At 40.7% G+C, this 15,332-nt stretch carries 16 protein-coding genes, 1 tRNA gene, 1 pseudogene and 1 riboswitch; of the genes and pseudogenes, 13 read left to right on the plus strand and 5 right to left on the minus strand.

Annotation, left to right across the window (positions count from 1 at the left end; translation table 11 throughout):
- Positions 1-5: 5 nt before the first annotated feature.
- From ACAM22_RS04170 to pta, 4 genes are read left to right on the plus strand one after another with little or no spacing between them, the layout of a single operon-like run.
- Complete coding sequence (locus ACAM22_RS04170) at positions 6-677, plus strand: GTP pyrophosphokinase family protein (RefSeq protein ID WP_049524087.1); 672 nt, start codon at positions 6-8, stop codon at positions 675-677.
- Positions 661-1,479 carry an NAD kinase gene (locus ACAM22_RS04175; protein WP_049524088.1) on the plus strand — a complete coding sequence of 273 codons (819 nt, stop codon included), beginning with the start codon at positions 661-663 and terminating at the stop codon, positions 1,477-1,479. The genes ACAM22_RS04170 and ACAM22_RS04175 overlap by 17 nt, the downstream gene beginning before the upstream one ends.
- Positions 1,476-2,372 (plus strand): RluA family pseudouridine synthase, encoded by an 897-nt coding sequence (locus ACAM22_RS04180; RefSeq protein WP_049524089.1) that lies wholly within the window; start codon positions 1,476-1,478, stop codon positions 2,370-2,372. The genes ACAM22_RS04175 and ACAM22_RS04180 overlap by 4 nt, the downstream gene beginning before the upstream one ends.
- A 43-nt stretch (positions 2,373-2,415) precedes the next feature.
- Positions 2,416-3,390 (plus strand): phosphate acetyltransferase, encoded by a 975-nt coding sequence (gene pta / locus ACAM22_RS04185; RefSeq protein WP_000451580.1) that lies wholly within the window; start codon positions 2,416-2,418, stop codon positions 3,388-3,390.
- Between the two features lie 140 nt (positions 3,391-3,530).
- Here pta and pepT read toward each other — a convergent pair whose 3' ends face one another.
- Positions 3,531-4,754 (minus strand): peptidase T, encoded by a 1,224-nt coding sequence (pepT, locus tag ACAM22_RS04190; protein ID WP_369606976.1) that lies wholly within the window; start codon positions 4,752-4,754, stop codon positions 3,531-3,533.
- Positions 4,755-4,907: 153 nt separating this feature from the next.
- Here pepT and hemH point away from each other — a divergent pair.
- Positions 4,908-6,004: pseudogene (gene hemH / locus ACAM22_RS04195) on the plus strand (ferrochelatase).
- A gap of 40 nt (positions 6,005-6,044) precedes the next feature.
- Here the strand turns inward: hemH and mscL are convergent.
- Both mscL and ACAM22_RS04205 read right to left on the minus strand, forming a co-directional pair.
- Positions 6,045-6,425, minus strand: a complete 381-nt coding sequence (gene mscL, locus ACAM22_RS04200; RefSeq protein WP_261052623.1) for a large conductance mechanosensitive channel protein MscL — start codon at positions 6,423-6,425, stop codon at positions 6,045-6,047.
- Between the two features lie 81 nt (positions 6,426-6,506).
- Entirely contained in the window at positions 6,507-6,938 is a 432-nt protein-coding gene (locus ACAM22_RS04205; RefSeq protein WP_261052611.1) for a GtrA family protein, read from the minus strand.
- 28 nt (positions 6,939-6,966) lie between these two features.
- Positions 6,967-7,063, plus strand: a riboswitch (PreQ1 riboswitch).
- Here ACAM22_RS04205 and ACAM22_RS04210 point away from each other — a divergent pair.
- The 4 genes from ACAM22_RS04210 (at position 7,061) to dapA (ending at position 10,385) form a co-directional block, all read left to right on the plus strand.
- A complete protein-coding gene (locus tag ACAM22_RS04210) occupies positions 7,061-7,570 on the plus strand; it encodes a QueT transporter family protein (RefSeq protein ID WP_261052602.1) in 510 nt (169 codons plus the stop codon). (Overlaps the previous riboswitch by 3 nt.)
- Positions 7,571-7,670: 100 nt before the next feature.
- Positions 7,671-7,743: transfer RNA gene (locus tag ACAM22_RS04215), tRNA-Thr, on the plus strand.
- Positions 7,744-8,316: 573 nt separating this feature from the next.
- Positions 8,317-9,393 carry an aspartate-semialdehyde dehydrogenase gene (locus tag ACAM22_RS04220; RefSeq protein WP_000542462.1) on the plus strand — a complete coding sequence of 359 codons (1,077 nt, stop codon included), beginning with the start codon at positions 8,317-8,319 and terminating at the stop codon, positions 9,391-9,393.
- 56 nt (positions 9,394-9,449) lie between these two features.
- Positions 9,450-10,385, plus strand: coding sequence for a 4-hydroxy-tetrahydrodipicolinate synthase (gene dapA, locus ACAM22_RS04225; protein ID WP_261052591.1), 936 nt, complete (start codon positions 9,450-9,452; stop codon positions 10,383-10,385).
- Positions 10,386-10,426: 41 nt separating this feature from the next.
- On the opposite strand, the gene mnmE is transcribed toward dapA, so the two are convergent.
- Entirely contained in the window at positions 10,427-11,800 is a 1,374-nt protein-coding gene (gene mnmE, locus ACAM22_RS04230) for a tRNA uridine-5-carboxymethylaminomethyl(34) synthesis GTPase MnmE (RefSeq protein WP_369606977.1), read from the minus strand.
- A gap of 137 nt (positions 11,801-11,937) precedes the next feature.
- Complete coding sequence (locus ACAM22_RS04235) at positions 11,938-12,120, minus strand: 4-oxalocrotonate tautomerase (protein WP_001117401.1); 183 nt, start codon at positions 12,118-12,120, stop codon at positions 11,938-11,940.
- 123 nt (positions 12,121-12,243) lie between these two features.
- On the opposite strand from ACAM22_RS04235, the gene ACAM22_RS04240 reads away from it, so the two are divergent.
- The 4 genes from ACAM22_RS04240 to ACAM22_RS04255 are packed head-to-tail and all read left to right on the plus strand — an operon-like array spanning position 12,244 to position 15,332.
- Positions 12,244-12,834, plus strand: coding sequence for a thymidine kinase (locus tag ACAM22_RS04240; RefSeq protein WP_369606978.1), 591 nt, complete (start codon positions 12,244-12,246; stop codon positions 12,832-12,834).
- Positions 12,831-13,910 (plus strand): peptide chain release factor 1, encoded by a 1,080-nt coding sequence (prfA, locus tag ACAM22_RS04245; RefSeq protein WP_001028815.1) that lies wholly within the window; start codon positions 12,831-12,833, stop codon positions 13,908-13,910. Before ACAM22_RS04240 ends, prfA begins: the two co-directional genes overlap by 4 nt.
- Positions 13,910-14,746, plus strand: coding sequence for a peptide chain release factor N(5)-glutamine methyltransferase (prmC, locus tag ACAM22_RS04250; protein ID WP_369606979.1), 837 nt, complete (start codon positions 13,910-13,912; stop codon positions 14,744-14,746). Before prfA ends, prmC begins: the two co-directional genes overlap by 1 nt.
- A complete protein-coding gene (locus ACAM22_RS04255; RefSeq protein ID WP_369606980.1) occupies positions 14,730-15,332 on the plus strand; it encodes an L-threonylcarbamoyladenylate synthase in 603 nt (200 codons plus the stop codon). The genes prmC and ACAM22_RS04255 overlap by 17 nt, the downstream gene beginning before the upstream one ends.

Below are 15,332 nucleotides of genomic sequence, written 5' to 3' on the forward strand. Positions count from 1 at the left end.
AATATATGACCTTAGAATGGGAAGAATTTCTAGATCCTTACATTCAAGCTGTTGGTGAGTTAAAGATTAAACTTCGTGGTATTCGTAAGCAATATCGTAAGCAAAATAAGCATTCTCCGATTGAGTTTGTGACTGGTAGAGTCAAGCCGATTGAGAGCATCAAAGAAAAAATGGCTCGTCGTGGCATTACTTATGCGACCTTGGAACACGATTTGCAGGATATTGCTGGTTTGCGTGTGATGGTCCAGTTTGTAGATGACGTTAAGGAAGTAGTGGAAATTTTACACAAGCGTCAGGACATGCGGATCATACAGGAACGAGATTACATTACTCATCGAAAAGCCTCAGGCTACCGTTCTTATCATGTGGTAGTAGAATATATGGTTGACACCATCAATGGAGCTAAGACTATTTTGGCAGAAATTCAAATTCGTACTTTGGCCATGAATTTTTGGGCAACGATAGAACATTCTCTCAACTACAAGTACCAAGGGGATTTCCCAGAGGAGATTAAGAAGCGACTGGAAATTACATCCAAGATTGCCCATCAGTTAGATGAAGAAATGGGTAAAATTCGTGATGATATCCAAGAAGCCCAGGCCCTTTTTGATCCTTTGAGTAGAAAATTAAATGATGGTGTAGGAAACAGTGACGATACAGATGAAGAATACAGGTAAACGAATTGACCTGATAGCCAATAGAAAACCGCAGAGTCAAAGGGTTTTATATGAATTGCGAGATCGTTTGAAGAGAAATCAGTTTATACTTAATGATACCAATCCGGATATTGTCATATCCATAGGTGGGGATGGCATGCTCTTGTCGGCCTTTCATAAGTACGAAGACCAACTTGATAAGGTACGCTTTATCGGTGTTCATACGGGACATTTGGGCTTCTATACGGACTACCGTGATTTTGAGTTGGACAAGCTAGTGACCAATTTGCAGCTAGATACCGGAGCAAGGGTTTCTTACCCTGTTCTAAATGTGAAGGTTTTTCTTGGAAATGGAGAGGTCAAGATTTTTCGTGCCCTCAACGAAGCCAGCATTCGCAGATCCGATCGAACCATGGTGGCAGATATTGTCATCAATGGTGTTCCCTTTGAACGTTTTCGCGGAGATGGCTTAACAGTTTCGACACCGACTGGTAGTACAGCCTATAACAAATCACTTGGTGGAGCTGTTTTACACCCTACCATTGAAGCTTTGCAATTAACGGAAATTGCCAGCCTTAATAATCGTGTCTATCGAACGCTGGGCTCTTCCATTATTGTGCCTAAGAAGGATAAGATTGAACTCATTCCAACAAGAAATGATTACCACACCATTTCGGTTGACAATAGTGTCTATTCTTTTCGTAGTATCGAGCGAATCGAGTATCAAATTGATCATCATAAGATTCACTTTGTCGCGACTCCTAGCCATACCAGTTTCTGGAACCGCGTTAAGGATGCCTTTATCGGCGAGGTGGACGAATGAGGTTTGAATTTATCGCAGATGAGCATGTCAAGGTTAAGACCTTCTTAAAAAAGCACGAGGTTTCTAAGGGGCTACTGGCTAAGATTAAGTTTCGAGGTGGAGCTATACTGGTCAATGATCAACCACAAAATGCGACGTATCTATTGGATATTGGAGACCGAGTTATCATTGATATTCCTGCTGAGGAAGGCTTTGAAACTCTCGAAGCTATCGAGCGCCCACTGGATATTCTCTATGAGGATGACCATTTTCTAGTCTTAAATAAACCCTATGGAGTGGCTTCTATTCCTAGTGTTAATCACTCCAATACCATCGCTAATTTTATTAAGGGTTACTACGTCAAGCAAGACTATGAAAATCAGCAGATTCACATTGTAACTAGACTTGATAGAGATACTTCTGGCTTGATGCTCTTTGCCAAGCACGGCTATGCCCACGCACGATTAGACAAGCAGTTGCAGAAGAAGTCCATTGAGAAACGCTACTTTGCTTTGGTTAAAGGTGATGGACACTTGGAAACAGAGGGGGAAATTATTGCTCCGATTGCGCGTGATGAAGACTCTATTATCACCAGAAGGGTAGCTAAAGGTGGGAAGTACGCCCATACTTCCTACAAGATTGTCGCTTCCTATGGAAATATTCACTTGGTAGACATTCGCCTGCATACTGGTCGAACCCACCAAATACGAGTCCACTTTTCTCATATTGGTTTTCCTTTGTTGGGCGATGATTTGTACGGAGGTAGTCTGGACGACGGCATTCAACGTCAGGCCCTGCATTGCCATTACCTATCCTTTTATCATCCATTTTTAGAGCAAGGCTTGCAGTTAGAAAGTCCCTTGCCGGATGATTTCAGTAACCTTATTACTCAGTTATCAACTAATACTCTATAAAAACTGTTTCAGAGTATAATTATTATCTTAAAGGAGAAAACTCATGGAAGTTTTTGAAAGTCTCAAAGCCAACCTGGTTGGTAAAAATGCTCGTATCGTTCTCCCTGAAGGGGAAGAGCCTCGTATTCTTCAAGCAACTAAACGCTTGGTAAAAGAAACAGAAGTGATTCCTGTTTTGCTTGGAAATCCTGAAAAAATTAAAATTTATCTTGAAATTGAAGGTATCATGGATGGTTATGAAGTCATTGACCCTCAACATTATCCTCAATTTGAAGAAATGGTTGCTGCCTTGGTGGAGCGTCGCAAGGGCAAAATGTCTGAAGAAGATGCACGCAAGGTTTTGGTTGAAGATGTCAACTACTTTGGTGTCATGTTGGTTTACCTGGGCTTGGTTGATGGAATGGTATCAGGTGCGATTCACTCAACTGCTTCAACAGTTCGTCCAGCCCTTCAAATCATCAAAACTCGTCCAAATGTGACTCGTACTTCAGGTGCCTTCCTCATGGTTCGTGGTACTGAACGTTACTTATTTGGAGACTGTGCCATCAACATCAATCCAGATGCAGAAGCATTGGCTGAAATTGCCATCAACTCAGCAATCACAGCTAAGATGTTTGGCATCGAGCCTAAAATTGCTATGCTGAGCTATTCTACTAAAGGTTCAGGATTTGGTGAAAGCGTCGATAAGGTTGTAGAAGCCACTAAAATTGCTCACGACTTGCGTCCTGATCTTGAAATCGATGGTGAGTTGCAATTTGATGCAGCCTTTGTTCCCGAAACTGCAGCTCTTAAAGCTCCGGGAAGTACAGTAGCTGGTCAAGCAAATGTCTTCATCTTCCCAGGTATCGAGGCAGGAAATATCGGATACAAGATGGCTGAACGTCTTGGTGGTTTTGCAGCTGTAGGACCTGTTTTGCAAGGTTTGAACAAACCAGTTAACGACCTTTCTCGTGGATGTAATGCAGATGATGTTTACAAGTTAACCCTTATCACGGCAGCTCAAGCAGTTCATCAATAAAGAGAAGTGCTACTAAATAATTCGTATTTATAATCAAAAAACGCACAGTATCAGGAGTCGAAAACCTTGATACTATGCGTTTTATTGTGTGAAGATTTACTTCATTTTCTCTTAAAATTGAGTTTTTGCCCAGCCTATTTTTAGTCTTTATAAGCTACGATACCAATGATGGTATCAACTGCACGTTCCATAGTCTGAAGGCTAACATATTCAAAACGTCCATGCATGTTTTCGCCACCAGCAAAGATATTTGGAGTTGGGATTCCCATAAAGGAAATTTTAGAGCCGTCTGTCCCTCCACGGATTGGTTCGATAATAGGAGTGATACCTAAATCTTCCATAACGGATTTAGCAATGGTAATTGGAGTCATATCTTTTTCAATGACTTCTTTCATATTGTAGTACTGGTCTGTCAAGTTGAGAGTGACACGGTCGCTACCAAGTTCTTGATTCATCTTATCAGCGATAGAATGCATTGCTGCTTTACGAGCTTCAAAGGCATCTTTTTCAAAATCACGAATGATGTAGCTTGCACGAGCCTCTTCGACACTACCTGTCACATTCATTAGATGGTAGAAACCTTGGTAACCTTCTGTTAACTCAGGTCGGTCATTCTCAGGAAGTTGATTATGAAAATCAATTGCTAACTGAAGGGCGTTGACCATTTGCCCTTTGGCAGTACCAGGGTGGACATTGCGTCCTTGGAAATGCAATTCAGCACCCGCTGCTGAAAAGGTCTCGTACTGAAGCTCACCTAGTGGCCCACCATCAACTGTGTAGGCAAAATCAACATCAAAATCTTCTGCATCAAATTTATTAGCACCAACACCGATTTCTTCATCTGGACCAAAACCAACACGAATTTCACAGTGCTTGATTTCAGGATGAGCAGTCAGATATTCAATGGCAGTCATAATCTCAGCAATTCCTGACTTGTCATCAGCTCCTAGCAAGGTTGTTCCATCTGTTGTGATGAGCGTTTGTCCTGGATATTTTTCAAGACTCTTAAAGTCAGCTGGATCGAGTTTGAAACCAGAATTTCCAAGTTTAATCACACCACCATCGTAGTTTTCAATTACCTGTGGATTGACTCCTTCGGCATTAAAGTCAGCAGTATCCATATGGGAGATGAAGCCAATTTTACGTGTTAAAGATGGATCATTGGCTGGTAAGGTTCCAATTGCAAAACCATTTGGTAGATAATAAACATTTTGTAATCCAACACGGTTCATTTCAGGGATAAGAACATTGGTTGCGAAGTCAACCTGACTCTGTGTACTTGGAGTAGTAGTAGAGTGTTCATCAGAGCGCGTGTTGACCTTAACGTAGGTTAGGAATCGGTCCAAGAGATTGGGATAAGTCATAAAAAACTCCTTTTGAATTCATTTTTTCCATTGTATCATAGAAAAGAGAGAAAAACAAAAGACTGAAGTTAGGGAAATTCACTATGTTGGCGTTTACTTATTAACGAATTAATGATAAAATAAACTTGATAAAAATATCACAAGGAAGCGATTATGAAAAAAGCAATTTTAATGATGACTTTCGGTTCGCCAGAAGAGATTACCTTTGAAGGTGTGGCTGATTTTTTCACAAATATTCGTCGTGGAGTGAGACCTCAAGACCACGAGATTCAAACTCTCTATGATAATTATGTACTAATTGGAGGGACGCCTCTGCAAAAAATTACTCGAGAAGAGGTTGCCTTGGTAGAAGGCAGGCTGGGGAATGAGTATAGTGTTTATTTTGCTAATAAGTTTTCTAGACCCTTTATTCCAGATGTGATTGGTCAGATGGAAGCAGACGGCATTGAACAGTGTATTTGCTTGATTTTGGAGCCTCATTATTCTTTCTACTCTGTCATGGGCTATGAAAAATTTTTAGAAAGCAAACAAATTAAATTTTTAGTCATTAAGGACTGGTATCAAGAAGAAGCGCTCTTAAACTATTGGGCAGATGAAATTGCTAAGATTTTAAAAGAAGAAGTAAAGCAGGATAGCTTTAAAGTCATCTTTTCAGCCCACAGTGTTCCTATTTTTGCCTTGGATTTTGGTGACCCCTATATCGACCAAATTTTCGAAAATAGCAAGTTAGTCGCTGAAAAACTAGGCTTGAGTTCAGAGCAATATACTAACACTTGGCAGAGTGAAAGTGATATCGGGATTCCATGGATTAAGCCAGATGTTTTAGAGTATCTCAGAGAACAGAAAGAACATCCAGACCATTATATTTTTGTTCCTATCAGCTTCATTAGCGAGCATATTGAAGTCTTGTTTGACAATGATGTGGAATGTTATGACTTGTGTCAGGAATTTGGTGTGAACTATCATCGTCCACCAATGCCAAATACAGATTCTCGTTTGATTGATGCCTTGGTCAATACAGTCAGAGCCAAAATGAACACCAAGAATTTAAGGAATTTCTCCCAGAAGAAGAAACCTTTGATGAATTAGTTCCTTCAGATGAGACTAAAAACATTTTGGCCGAATCTGAAGATTTACAAATGCCAGAATTTGTGAAAAAATTGATTGAGAAAAAAGGTCGTGAAAATGTTAAGATGCCATATCTTATCAAAAAAATGCTTGAGAAAGCAGGTAAGTTACCAAAAGAGTAAAGAAAAAGGATTTAGCTTTGCACTAGATCCTTTTAATCGATTATTTTTTCTCAAGAAGGGATTTGATTTCTTGAAGTACTTCCAACTCAGTTGGAGCAGCTGGAGCTTCCTCAACAGCCTCTTCTTTCTTAGTAAGGCTTTGAGCTTTTTCGATACCTTTGATAACAAAGAAGAGAACAGTACCGATAACTAGGAAGTTGATAACAGCGCTCAAGAATTTACCATATGTAACACCATTCCAAGCAAGCTCAGCGATGTTTTGTACTTTCGCAGCTTCCAAGGCTGGATTCAAAATAAGTGGAGTGATGATATCGTTAACAAGTGATGTAACGATTGCACCAAAAGCAGAGGCAATGATCACACCGACAGCAAGGTCAACAACATTACCACGAAGCAAAAATGCTTTAAGATCTTTTAACATTTTCATAATTTCCTTTCAAAAAAGTTTACACCTAATTATATATTAATTAAGAAAAGCTTGCAAGCTATATGCTCAGAAATTTTATTTTTCAAAAATAAAAACCTTACTAAAAATATAATTAAGGATAATTATCAATAATTGTGCAAGTATTGTTTCGATTGCATTGATTTTGTCAAGATTACCGTTTACGAACTGACCAATAATATTAGGAAACTGGGTTACAAATAGAAAAGTAAGGAGCAAGTCTAACAGAAAAGTAGAAAGGCGGGCAAGAGAAAATTTCACTAAACGTCTTGGCCAATTCTGCCTAGCTTGCTTAAATACAATCCTATCATTTGTGATAAAGGCAAAGAGGATACCAATAATATTTGCCAAGGTCGTAGCAAGAAGTTCCTGATGACTTAGTTGATAAATGACTAGTCGTGTGAGAATCGAAACTAGAGTTGTTGCAAGGCCAAAGAAGAGATAGGCTAAGATTTCATTGTTAAAAAATTTTTGAATAGGAATTTTCATGGTTTAAGTATAGCATAAAGCAGGCTATTGTGCTATACTAGTAAGGTTGAATAAAGCAACCCTTGGTGCTTAGCTTCTTTCACCAAGCATATTACACGCGGGCAACCGCTAAAGGAGAAAAGATGAAAAAATTAACTATTCGTGATGTTGCAGACATTGCAATCGTTGCTGCTATCTATGTCGTTTTAACTGTCACACCACCTCTAAATGCCATTAGCTATGGTGCTTATCAGTTCCGTATTTCAGAAATGATGAACTTTATGGCTTTTTACAATCCTAAGTACATCATCGGAGTTACCATCGGTTGTATGATTGCTAATTTCTTTAGCTTCGGACTGCTAGATGTCTTTGTTGGTGGTGGATCAACCCTAGTATTCCTCAGTCTAGGTGTTTGGCTTTTTGCAAAATACAGCAAAGATTACCTCTTTAATGGATTAATTCGAAAAGATCATTTCTTTTTTTCAATCCTCTTTTCAATTTCCATGTTTACTATCGCTGCAGAGTTGAATATCGTAGCGCAATTACCATTTTTCCTTACTTGGTTCACAACAGGAGTTGGTGAATTTGCCTCATTGATTATTGGAGCGATTATTATTGGTAAAATTGGTCATCGAATTGATTTAAGCAAATAGAAGAAGACAAGCTAGGTAGCTCTTACCTGGCTTTTTCTTATGGAAAATTTTTAAGGAAAACTTGACAGGATTTTCTGATTATAGTATACTTTTCAAGTAAGCTGATTTAGCTCAGTTGGCAGAGCGCATCCATGGTAAGGATGAGGTCGCCGGTTCAATCCCGGCAATTAGCATGAAATAGACAGAAAAGCCCTTTATTTACAAGGGTTTTTGTTATGTCTGCCCCAAATTTTTAAAAGATATTTCTATTCAGCTGTGTAAATGAAACTAATACTCAATGAAAATCAAAGAGCAAACTAGGAAGCTAGCCGCAGGTTGCTCAAAGCACTGCTTTGAGGTTGTAGATAGAACTGACGAAGTCAGCTCAAAACACTGTTTTGAGGTTGTAGATAAGACTGACGAAGTCAGTCGCATATATACGGTAAGGCGACGCTGACGAAGTTTGAATTTAGTATAAAGAGTTTCGTCTGTTGACAAAAGTCATTCTCTTTAGTAGAATAGAAGATGCGATGAGTCGATAGGTAGTCTTCGGACTACTATTGAGCATAAGGAGGTCATAACGCAGGAGCGGACCTTGATGAGTTGTGTGAACCTGCTCATCACATGAAGATGCCTCTTAGTCCCTGGTCTAACGACTGGGGATTTTTATTTTCTAAAAAATGATGAAAAAGCTTTGCAATTCATGGAAAAAGTAGTATAATACATCTATTATAGAAATTTTTAGAAAATTCCGAAAGAGGTTACTTATGGGATATACAGTTGCTGTAGTCGGCGCGACAGGTGCTGTCGGTGCTCAGATGATAAAAATGTTGGAAGAATCAACACTTCCAATTGATAAAATTCGTTTACTTGCTTCTGCACGTTCAGCGGGCAAGACTTTGAAATTTAAAGACCAAGATATTACGATTGAAGAAACGACTGAAACAGCTTTTGAAGGAGTTGACATTGCTCTCTTTTCAGCGGGTGGTTCGACATCAGCTAAGTATGCACCATACGCGGTTAAAGCTGGAGCGGTAGTGGTTGATAATACATCTTATTTCCGTCAAAATCCAGACGTACCATTGGTTGTTCCAGAGGTCAATGCTCACGCACTTGATGCCCACAACGGGATTATTGCTTGCCCTAACTGTTCAACAATCCAAATGATGGTGGCTCTTGAGCCAGTTCGCCAAAAATGGGGCTTGGACCGTATCATCGTTTCAACTTACCAAGCAGTTTCAGGTGCTGGTATGGGAGCGATTCTTGAGACACAACGTGAACTTCGTGAAGTCTTGAATGATGGAGTGAAACCACGTGATTTACACGCAGAAATTTTGCCTTCAGGCGGTGACAAGAAACACTATCCTATCGCCTTTAACGCTCTTCCACAAATCGATGTCTTCACAGACAATGATTATACTTACGAAGAGATGAAGATGACTAAGGAAACTAAGAAAATCATGGAAGATGATAGCATTGCAGTATCTGCAACATGTGTGCGTATTCCAGTCTTGTCAGCTCACTCTGAGTCAGTTTATATCGAAACAAAAGAAGTGGCTCCAATTGAAGAAGTCAAAGCAGCTATCGCAGCCTTCCCAGGTGCTGTTCTTGAAGATGATGTAGCTCATCAAATCTATCCACAAGCCATCAATGCAGTTGGTTCACGTGATACCTTCGTAGGTCGTATCCGTAAAGACTTGGATGCTGAAAAAGGAATTCACATGTGGGTTGTTTCAGATAACCTTCTCAAAGGTGCTGCTTGGAACTCAGTTCAAATTGCAGAAACTCTTCATGAACGTGGATTGGTTCGTCCAACGGCCGAATTGAAATTTGAATTAAAATAGTAATATCGTTTAGGAGTTCAAATGAACTCCTTCTTTGAAATAGAGAGGTGTTTCTCATGTCTTATAAAGATTTAAAAGAGTGTAAAATCATCACAGCCTTTATTACTCCCTTCCACGAGGATGGTTCCATCAATTTTGATGCTATTCCAGCCTTGATTGAACATTTATTGGCTCATCATACGGATGGAATTCTTCTTGCGGGAACGACTGCTGAGAGTCCAACCTTGACCCACGATGAAGAGTTGGAACTCTTTGCAGCTGTACAGAAAGTTGTCAATGGACGCGTTCCTTTGATTGCGGGTGTGGGTACCAATGATACGCGTGACTCGATCGAGTTTGTCAAAGAAGTAGCAGAATTTGGTGGTTTCGCAGCTGGGCTTGCTATCGTACCTTACTACAACAAGCCTTCTCAAGAAGGAATGTACCAGCACTTTAAGGCCATTGCAGATGCTTCTGACCTACCAATTATTATCTATAACATTCCAGGGCGTGTGGTTGTCGAATTAACTCCAGAAACCATGCTTCGCTTGGCTGACCATCCAAATATCATTGGGGTCAAAGAATGTACTAGCTTGGCCAATATGGCTTACTTGATTGAGCACAAGCCAGAAGAGTTCTTGATTTATACAGGTGAAGATGGAGATGCTTTCCATGCCATGAACCTTGGTGCGGATGGGGTTATTTCTGTTGCCTCTCATACAAATGGGGATGAAATGCACGAGATGTTTACTGCTATTGCAGAAAGCGATATGAAGAAAGCTGCAGCTATTCAACGTAAGTTCATTCCTAAAGTCAATGCCCTCTTCTCTTATCCAAGTCCTGCTCCAGTTAAGGCAGTTCTTAACTATATGGGATTTGAAGCTGGACCAACTCGTCTACCTCTAGTTCCAGCACCAGAAGAAGATGCCAAACGTATTATCAAGGTCGTTGTAGATGGCGACTATGAAGCGACTAAGGCCACTGTAACAGGTGTATTAAGACCAGATTACTAATAAATATAAAATCCATGACCGAATGAACGATCATGGATTTCTTATTTTCCTAAACAGAATTGGCTAAAGAGTTGGGTGATGAGTTCATCAGGAGCCGCATCTCCAGTGATTTCTCCGAGGATTTCCCAAGTACGGGTCAAGTCAACTTGAAGCAAGTCAACTGGCATTCCCAGTTCAAGACCTTCATTAACAGCTTGTAGGCTTTCAACAGCCTTCTCAATCAAGGAAATATGACGGGCGTTTGACAAGTAAGTGGCATCTTGCTCTACAAGACCAGCATTTTCAAAGAAGAGGTTGTTGATTCTTTCTTCAATCTTATCAATATTTTGGTTTTTAAGAACTGAAATGCGGATGATATCTTCAGGTAGTTCTGAAGTTTCAATCGTTTCTGGTAGGTCAGTTTTGTTAAGAAGAATAATTCGGTTGGTATCCTGACTGATTTCTAAGAGTTGTCTGTCTTGAGAAGTCAGTGGTTCACTAGCATTTAGAACTAGTAAAACCAAGTCAGCTTCCTTAAGGGCTTTTTTTGAACGCTCAACACCGATTTGTTCAACGATATCATCCGTTTCACGAATACCAGCTGTGTCAATCAATTTTAGGGGAACACCGTTGATGTTGACATACTCTTCAATGACATCTCGAGTAGTACCAGCAATATCTGTAACGATAGCCTTGTCCTCACGCAAGAGGTTGTTGAGAAGGCTAGATTTTCCAACGTTGGGGCGTCCGATGATAGCTGTGGAAATTCCTTCACGAAGGATTTTACCGCGACGGGCTGTTCTAAGGAGATTTGTTAGCAATTGCTCAAACTCCATAGTCTTCTCACGGACAACAGCAGTAGTGGCTTCCTCAACATCGTCATACTCAGGATAATCAATATTAACCTCGACTTGGGCAAGTGTGTTAAGGATTTCTTGACGGGTATTGTTAATGAGGTCAGAAAGGGAGCCGTCTAATTGCTTAACTGCAATGTTCATGGCCTTGTCAGTCTTGGCGCGGATGATGTCCATCACGGCCTCAGCCTGTGTCAAATCTACGCGACCGTTTAGAAAGGCACGTTTAGTAAATTCACCAGGTTCTGCCAACCGAGCTCCTTCACGGATAGCTAGCTGGAGAATCTCATTGGTCACGGCAATACCACCGTGGGTGTTAATCTCGATAATATCCTCACGAGTAAAGGTCTTGGGAGACTTCATAGCCCCGACCATAACCTCGTCCATGACCTTCCCTGTCTGAGGGTCAACAATGTGACCGTAGTTAAGGGTATGGCTAGCAACCTGACTCAAGTCTTTTCCTTTAAAAATCTTTTGCGCAATAGCAAAACTGTCAGTTCCGCTCAGGCGGACAATACCAATAGCCCCTTCACCTAGTGGAGTAGAGATAGCAGCGATGGTATCAAATTCACGTGTAATCATAATATTTCCTTTAATAAATGGCTCTTTTCTTGGAAATTTTTCCAAGTCTCTTTTCAAATTGTAACAAATTTAGGATATTTCTTCAATGAATGCTACTTGGAGATTGAAAAAGCCTAAGCAATTCTGCTTAAGCTAGCTTATTTGGTGCGCATTTCCCCTTGTGGGAAATAAGTTCCTTCTGGCATGTCGTTGATGATGACATGGACAGCAGATTGAGGTGCTCCAGTGTTGCGAACAACAGCTTCTGTTACTTCCTTAGCAAGAGCTTTCTTTTGCTCGAGCGTGCGTCCTTCAAATAAATCGATGCGTACAAATGGCATAATAGCTTCCTCCACTAGTTTTTGATTTCTTCTATTTTACCACATTTTGCCGTTTAAAGCTTAAGAAAATTATGATATACTAGAATGTAGCAAAAATTTAGAAATGGACGTGAAGCAAGAAACATGGCACAGTTGTATTATCGTTATGGGACCATGAACTCTGGTAAGACCATTGAGATTCTCAAGGTGGCCTATAACTACGAGGAGCAGGGAAAAGGTGTTGTGATTATGACCTCGGCTCTAGATACGCGTGACGGTGTGGGCTATGTATCTAGTCGGATTGGTATGAAACGCCCAGCAATTGCGATTGAGGAAACAACTGATATCTTCGGCTATATCCGAGACCTATCAGAAAAACCTTACTGTGTGTTGGTCGATGAGGCTCAGTTTCTCAAGCGTCACCATGTTTACGACCTAGCTCGTGTTGTCGATGAGCTAGACATACCTGTCATGGCTTTTGGTTTGAAAAATGACTTTCGTAATGAATTGTTCGAAGGTTCCAAATATCTCTTGCTTTTAGCAGACAAGATTGATGAGATTAAGACCATTTGCCAGTTTTGTAAGAAAAAGGCGACTATGGTCTTGCGTACACAGGATGGATTGCCTGTTTATGATGGAGAACAGATCCAGATTGGTGGTAATGAAACCTATATCTCAGTTTGCCGTAAACATTATTTTGCCCCTGAAATCAATAAGGAGAATGAAGAAAAATGAACATCTATGATCAACTACAAGCTGTAGAAGACCGTTATGAAGAATTAGGAGAATTGCTGAGTGACCCAGATGTGGTTTCGGACACCAAGCGTTTCATGGAGCTTTCAAAAGAGGAGGCTTCTACTCGTGACACAGTAACAGCCTACCGTGAGTATAAGCAAGTCCTCCAAAATATCGTCGATGCTGAAGAGATGATTAAGGAATCAGGTGGAGATGCTGACTTGGAAGAAATGGCCAAGCAAGAGCTCAAAGATGCCAAGGCTGAAAAAGAAGAATACGAAGAAAAACTAAAAATCTTGCTCCTTCCGAAAGATCCAAACGATGACAAGAACATCATCCTTGAAATCCGTGGAGCGGCTGGTGGTGACGAAGCGGCACTTTTCGCCGGAGACCTTCTAACTATGTACCAAAAGTATGCAGAAGCCCAAGGCTGGCGCTTTGAAGTCATGGAAGCTTCTATGAACGGTGTCGGTGGTTTCAAAGAAGTCGTTGCTATGGTTTCAGGTCAGTCTGTTTACTCTAAACTTAAGTATGAGTCAGGTGCCCACCGTGTGCAACGTGTTCCTGTGACAGAAAGCCAAGGTCGTGTCCATACATCAACTGCCACAGTTCTTGTCATGCCTGAAGTCGAAGAAGTAGAATACGATATTGATCCAAAAGACCTTCGTGTTGATATCTACCACGCATCAGGTGCTGGTGGACAGAACGTCAATAAGGTTGCGACAGCCGTTCGTATCGTTCACTTGCCAACCAATATCAAGGTTGAGATGCAGGAAGAACGTACTCAGCAGAAAAACCGTGAGAAGGCTATGAAAATCATACGTGCACGTGTGGCTGACCACTTTGCTCAGATTGCACAAGACGAACAAGACGCTGAGCGTAAGTCAACGATTGGTACTGGTGACCGTTCAGAACGGATTCGTACTTATAACTTCCCACAAAACCGTGTCACAGACCACCGTATCGGTTTAACCCTCCAAAAACTAGATACCATTTTGTCTGGTAAATTGGATGAAGTTGTGGATGCCTTGGTTCTTTATGACCAAACACAAAAATTAGAAGAATTAAACAAATAATGAAATTAGCTCAATTATTTTCAGATTTTGAAGAAGAGTTGATAAGACAAGGAGAGGAAGCTGAAAGCCTCTCTTTTGTCTATCGTAGCCTGAAAAATCTCTCTTTTACAGATTTCGTTTTTGCCCTACAGCAAGAAGTAACAAAAGAGGAAGAAGTATTTGTAAAAGGAATTTTCCAACAGTTAGCAGCTCATAAACCGGCCCAGTACATCATCGGTCATGCAGATTTCTTTGAAATACGGTTAAAAGTTGATGAACGGGTTTTGATTCCTCGTCCAGAAACAGAAGAGTTGGTGGAGCTTATCCTGGCTGAAAATCCTGAAGAAAATCTTAAGGTCCTAGATATTGGAACAGGTAGTGGAGCTATTGCTCTCGCTCTAGCAAAAAATAGACCAGATTGGTCAGTGACAGCAGCAGATATTTCCCAAGAGGCTCTTAACCTTGCATCCGAGAATGCTAAAAATCAAAAACTTAATATATTTTTTAAAAAATCTGATTGTTTTGCAGAAATTTCTGAAAAATATGATATAATTGTATCCAATCCACCCTATATCTCTCGTGAAGATGAGTCAGAGGTAGGCTTGAATGTTTTGCATTCAGAGCCTCACCTAGCCCTCTTTGCAGACGAGGATGGCCTAGCTATTTATCGTAGAATTGCGGAAGATGCAAGAGACTATCTCAAAGATGGTGGTAAGATTTACCTTGAAATTGGATACAAGCAAGGTCAAAGTGTTCCTGAACTTTTTAGGAAATACCTTCATGAAAAACGAGTACGAACGCTCAAGGATCAGTTTGGTCAAGATAGGATGGTTGTAGTTGATGATGGACAGGATTAGACAAGAGTTGGAAAATGGTGGAGCTGTTGTTCTGCCTACAGAGACGGTTTACGGTCTCTTTGCCAAGGCTCTAGACGAAAAAGCAGTTGACCATGTTTACCAACTCAAACGTCGTCCAAGAGACAAGGCTCTTAACCTCAATATCGCCTCTCTAGAGGACATCTTGCACTTTTCTAAGAATCAGCCAACTTATCTACAAAAACTTGTAGAGACCTTTTTACCAGGTCCCTTGACCATTATACTCGAAGCCAATGACCGAGTTCCCTATTGGGTCAATTCTGGCCTTGCAACGGTGGGATTTCGGATGCCTAGTCATCCCATTACCCTTGATTTGATTCGAGAGACAGGTCCTCTGATTGGACCGTCTGCTAATATCTCAGGTCGGGCTAGTGGAGTGACCTTTGCTCAAATTCTAGAGGATTTTGACCAAGAGGCTTTGGGGCTAGAAGACGATGCTTTTCTAACTGGACAGGATTCAACTATTTTGGATTTGTCTGGAGACAAGGTGAAAATCTTACGCCAAGGGGCCATTAAGCGAGAGGATATTCTTGCTCAGTTGCCAGAGATTTCTTTTGAGGAGGCATGA

It is taken from the genome of Streptococcus sp. SN-1 (assembly GCF_041154385.1).
In the GTDB taxonomy this organism is placed as follows: Bacteria; Bacillota; Bacilli; order Lactobacillales; family Streptococcaceae; genus Streptococcus; species Streptococcus mitis_CT.

Coding starts and splice junctions, on each gene's coding strand:
- ACAM22_RS04240 (WP_369606978.1), top strand. CDS start 12,244: ATGGCACAGTTGTATTATCGTTATGGGACCATGAACTCTGGTAAGACC.
- ACAM22_RS04235 (WP_001117401.1), bottom strand. CDS start 12,120: ATGCCATTTGTACGCATCGATTTATTTGAAGGACGCACGCTCGAGCAA.
- prfA (WP_001028815.1), top strand. CDS start 12,831: ATGAACATCTATGATCAACTACAAGCTGTAGAAGACCGTTATGAAGAA.
- ACAM22_RS04170 (WP_049524087.1), top strand. CDS start 6: ATGACCTTAGAATGGGAAGAATTTCTAGATCCTTACATTCAAGCTGTT.
- pepT (WP_369606976.1), bottom strand. CDS start 4,754: ATGACTTATCCCAATCTCTTGGACCGATTCCTAACCTACGTTAAGGTC.
- prmC (WP_369606979.1), top strand. CDS start 13,910: ATGAAATTAGCTCAATTATTTTCAGATTTTGAAGAAGAGTTGATAAGA.
- dapA (WP_261052591.1), top strand. CDS start 9,450: ATGTCTTATAAAGATTTAAAAGAGTGTAAAATCATCACAGCCTTTATT.
- ACAM22_RS04205 (WP_261052611.1), bottom strand. CDS start 6,938: ATGAAAATTCCTATTCAAAAATTTTTTAACAATGAAATCTTAGCCTAT.
- mnmE (WP_369606977.1), bottom strand. CDS start 11,800: ATGATTACACGTGAATTTGATACCATCGCTGCTATCTCTACTCCACTA.
- pta (WP_000451580.1), top strand. CDS start 2,416: ATGGAAGTTTTTGAAAGTCTCAAAGCCAACCTGGTTGGTAAAAATGCT.
- ACAM22_RS04175 (WP_049524088.1), top strand. CDS start 661: ATGAAGAATACAGGTAAACGAATTGACCTGATAGCCAATAGAAAACCG.
- ACAM22_RS04255 (WP_369606980.1), top strand. CDS start 14,730: ATGATGGACAGGATTAGACAAGAGTTGGAAAATGGTGGAGCTGTTGTT.
- mscL (WP_261052623.1), bottom strand. CDS start 6,425: ATGTTAAAAGATCTTAAAGCATTTTTGCTTCGTGGTAATGTTGTTGAC.
- ACAM22_RS04220 (WP_000542462.1), top strand. CDS start 8,317: ATGGGATATACAGTTGCTGTAGTCGGCGCGACAGGTGCTGTCGGTGCT.
- ACAM22_RS04210 (WP_261052602.1), top strand. CDS start 7,061: ATGAAAAAATTAACTATTCGTGATGTTGCAGACATTGCAATCGTTGCT.
- ACAM22_RS04180 (WP_049524089.1), top strand. CDS start 1,476: ATGAGGTTTGAATTTATCGCAGATGAGCATGTCAAGGTTAAGACCTTC.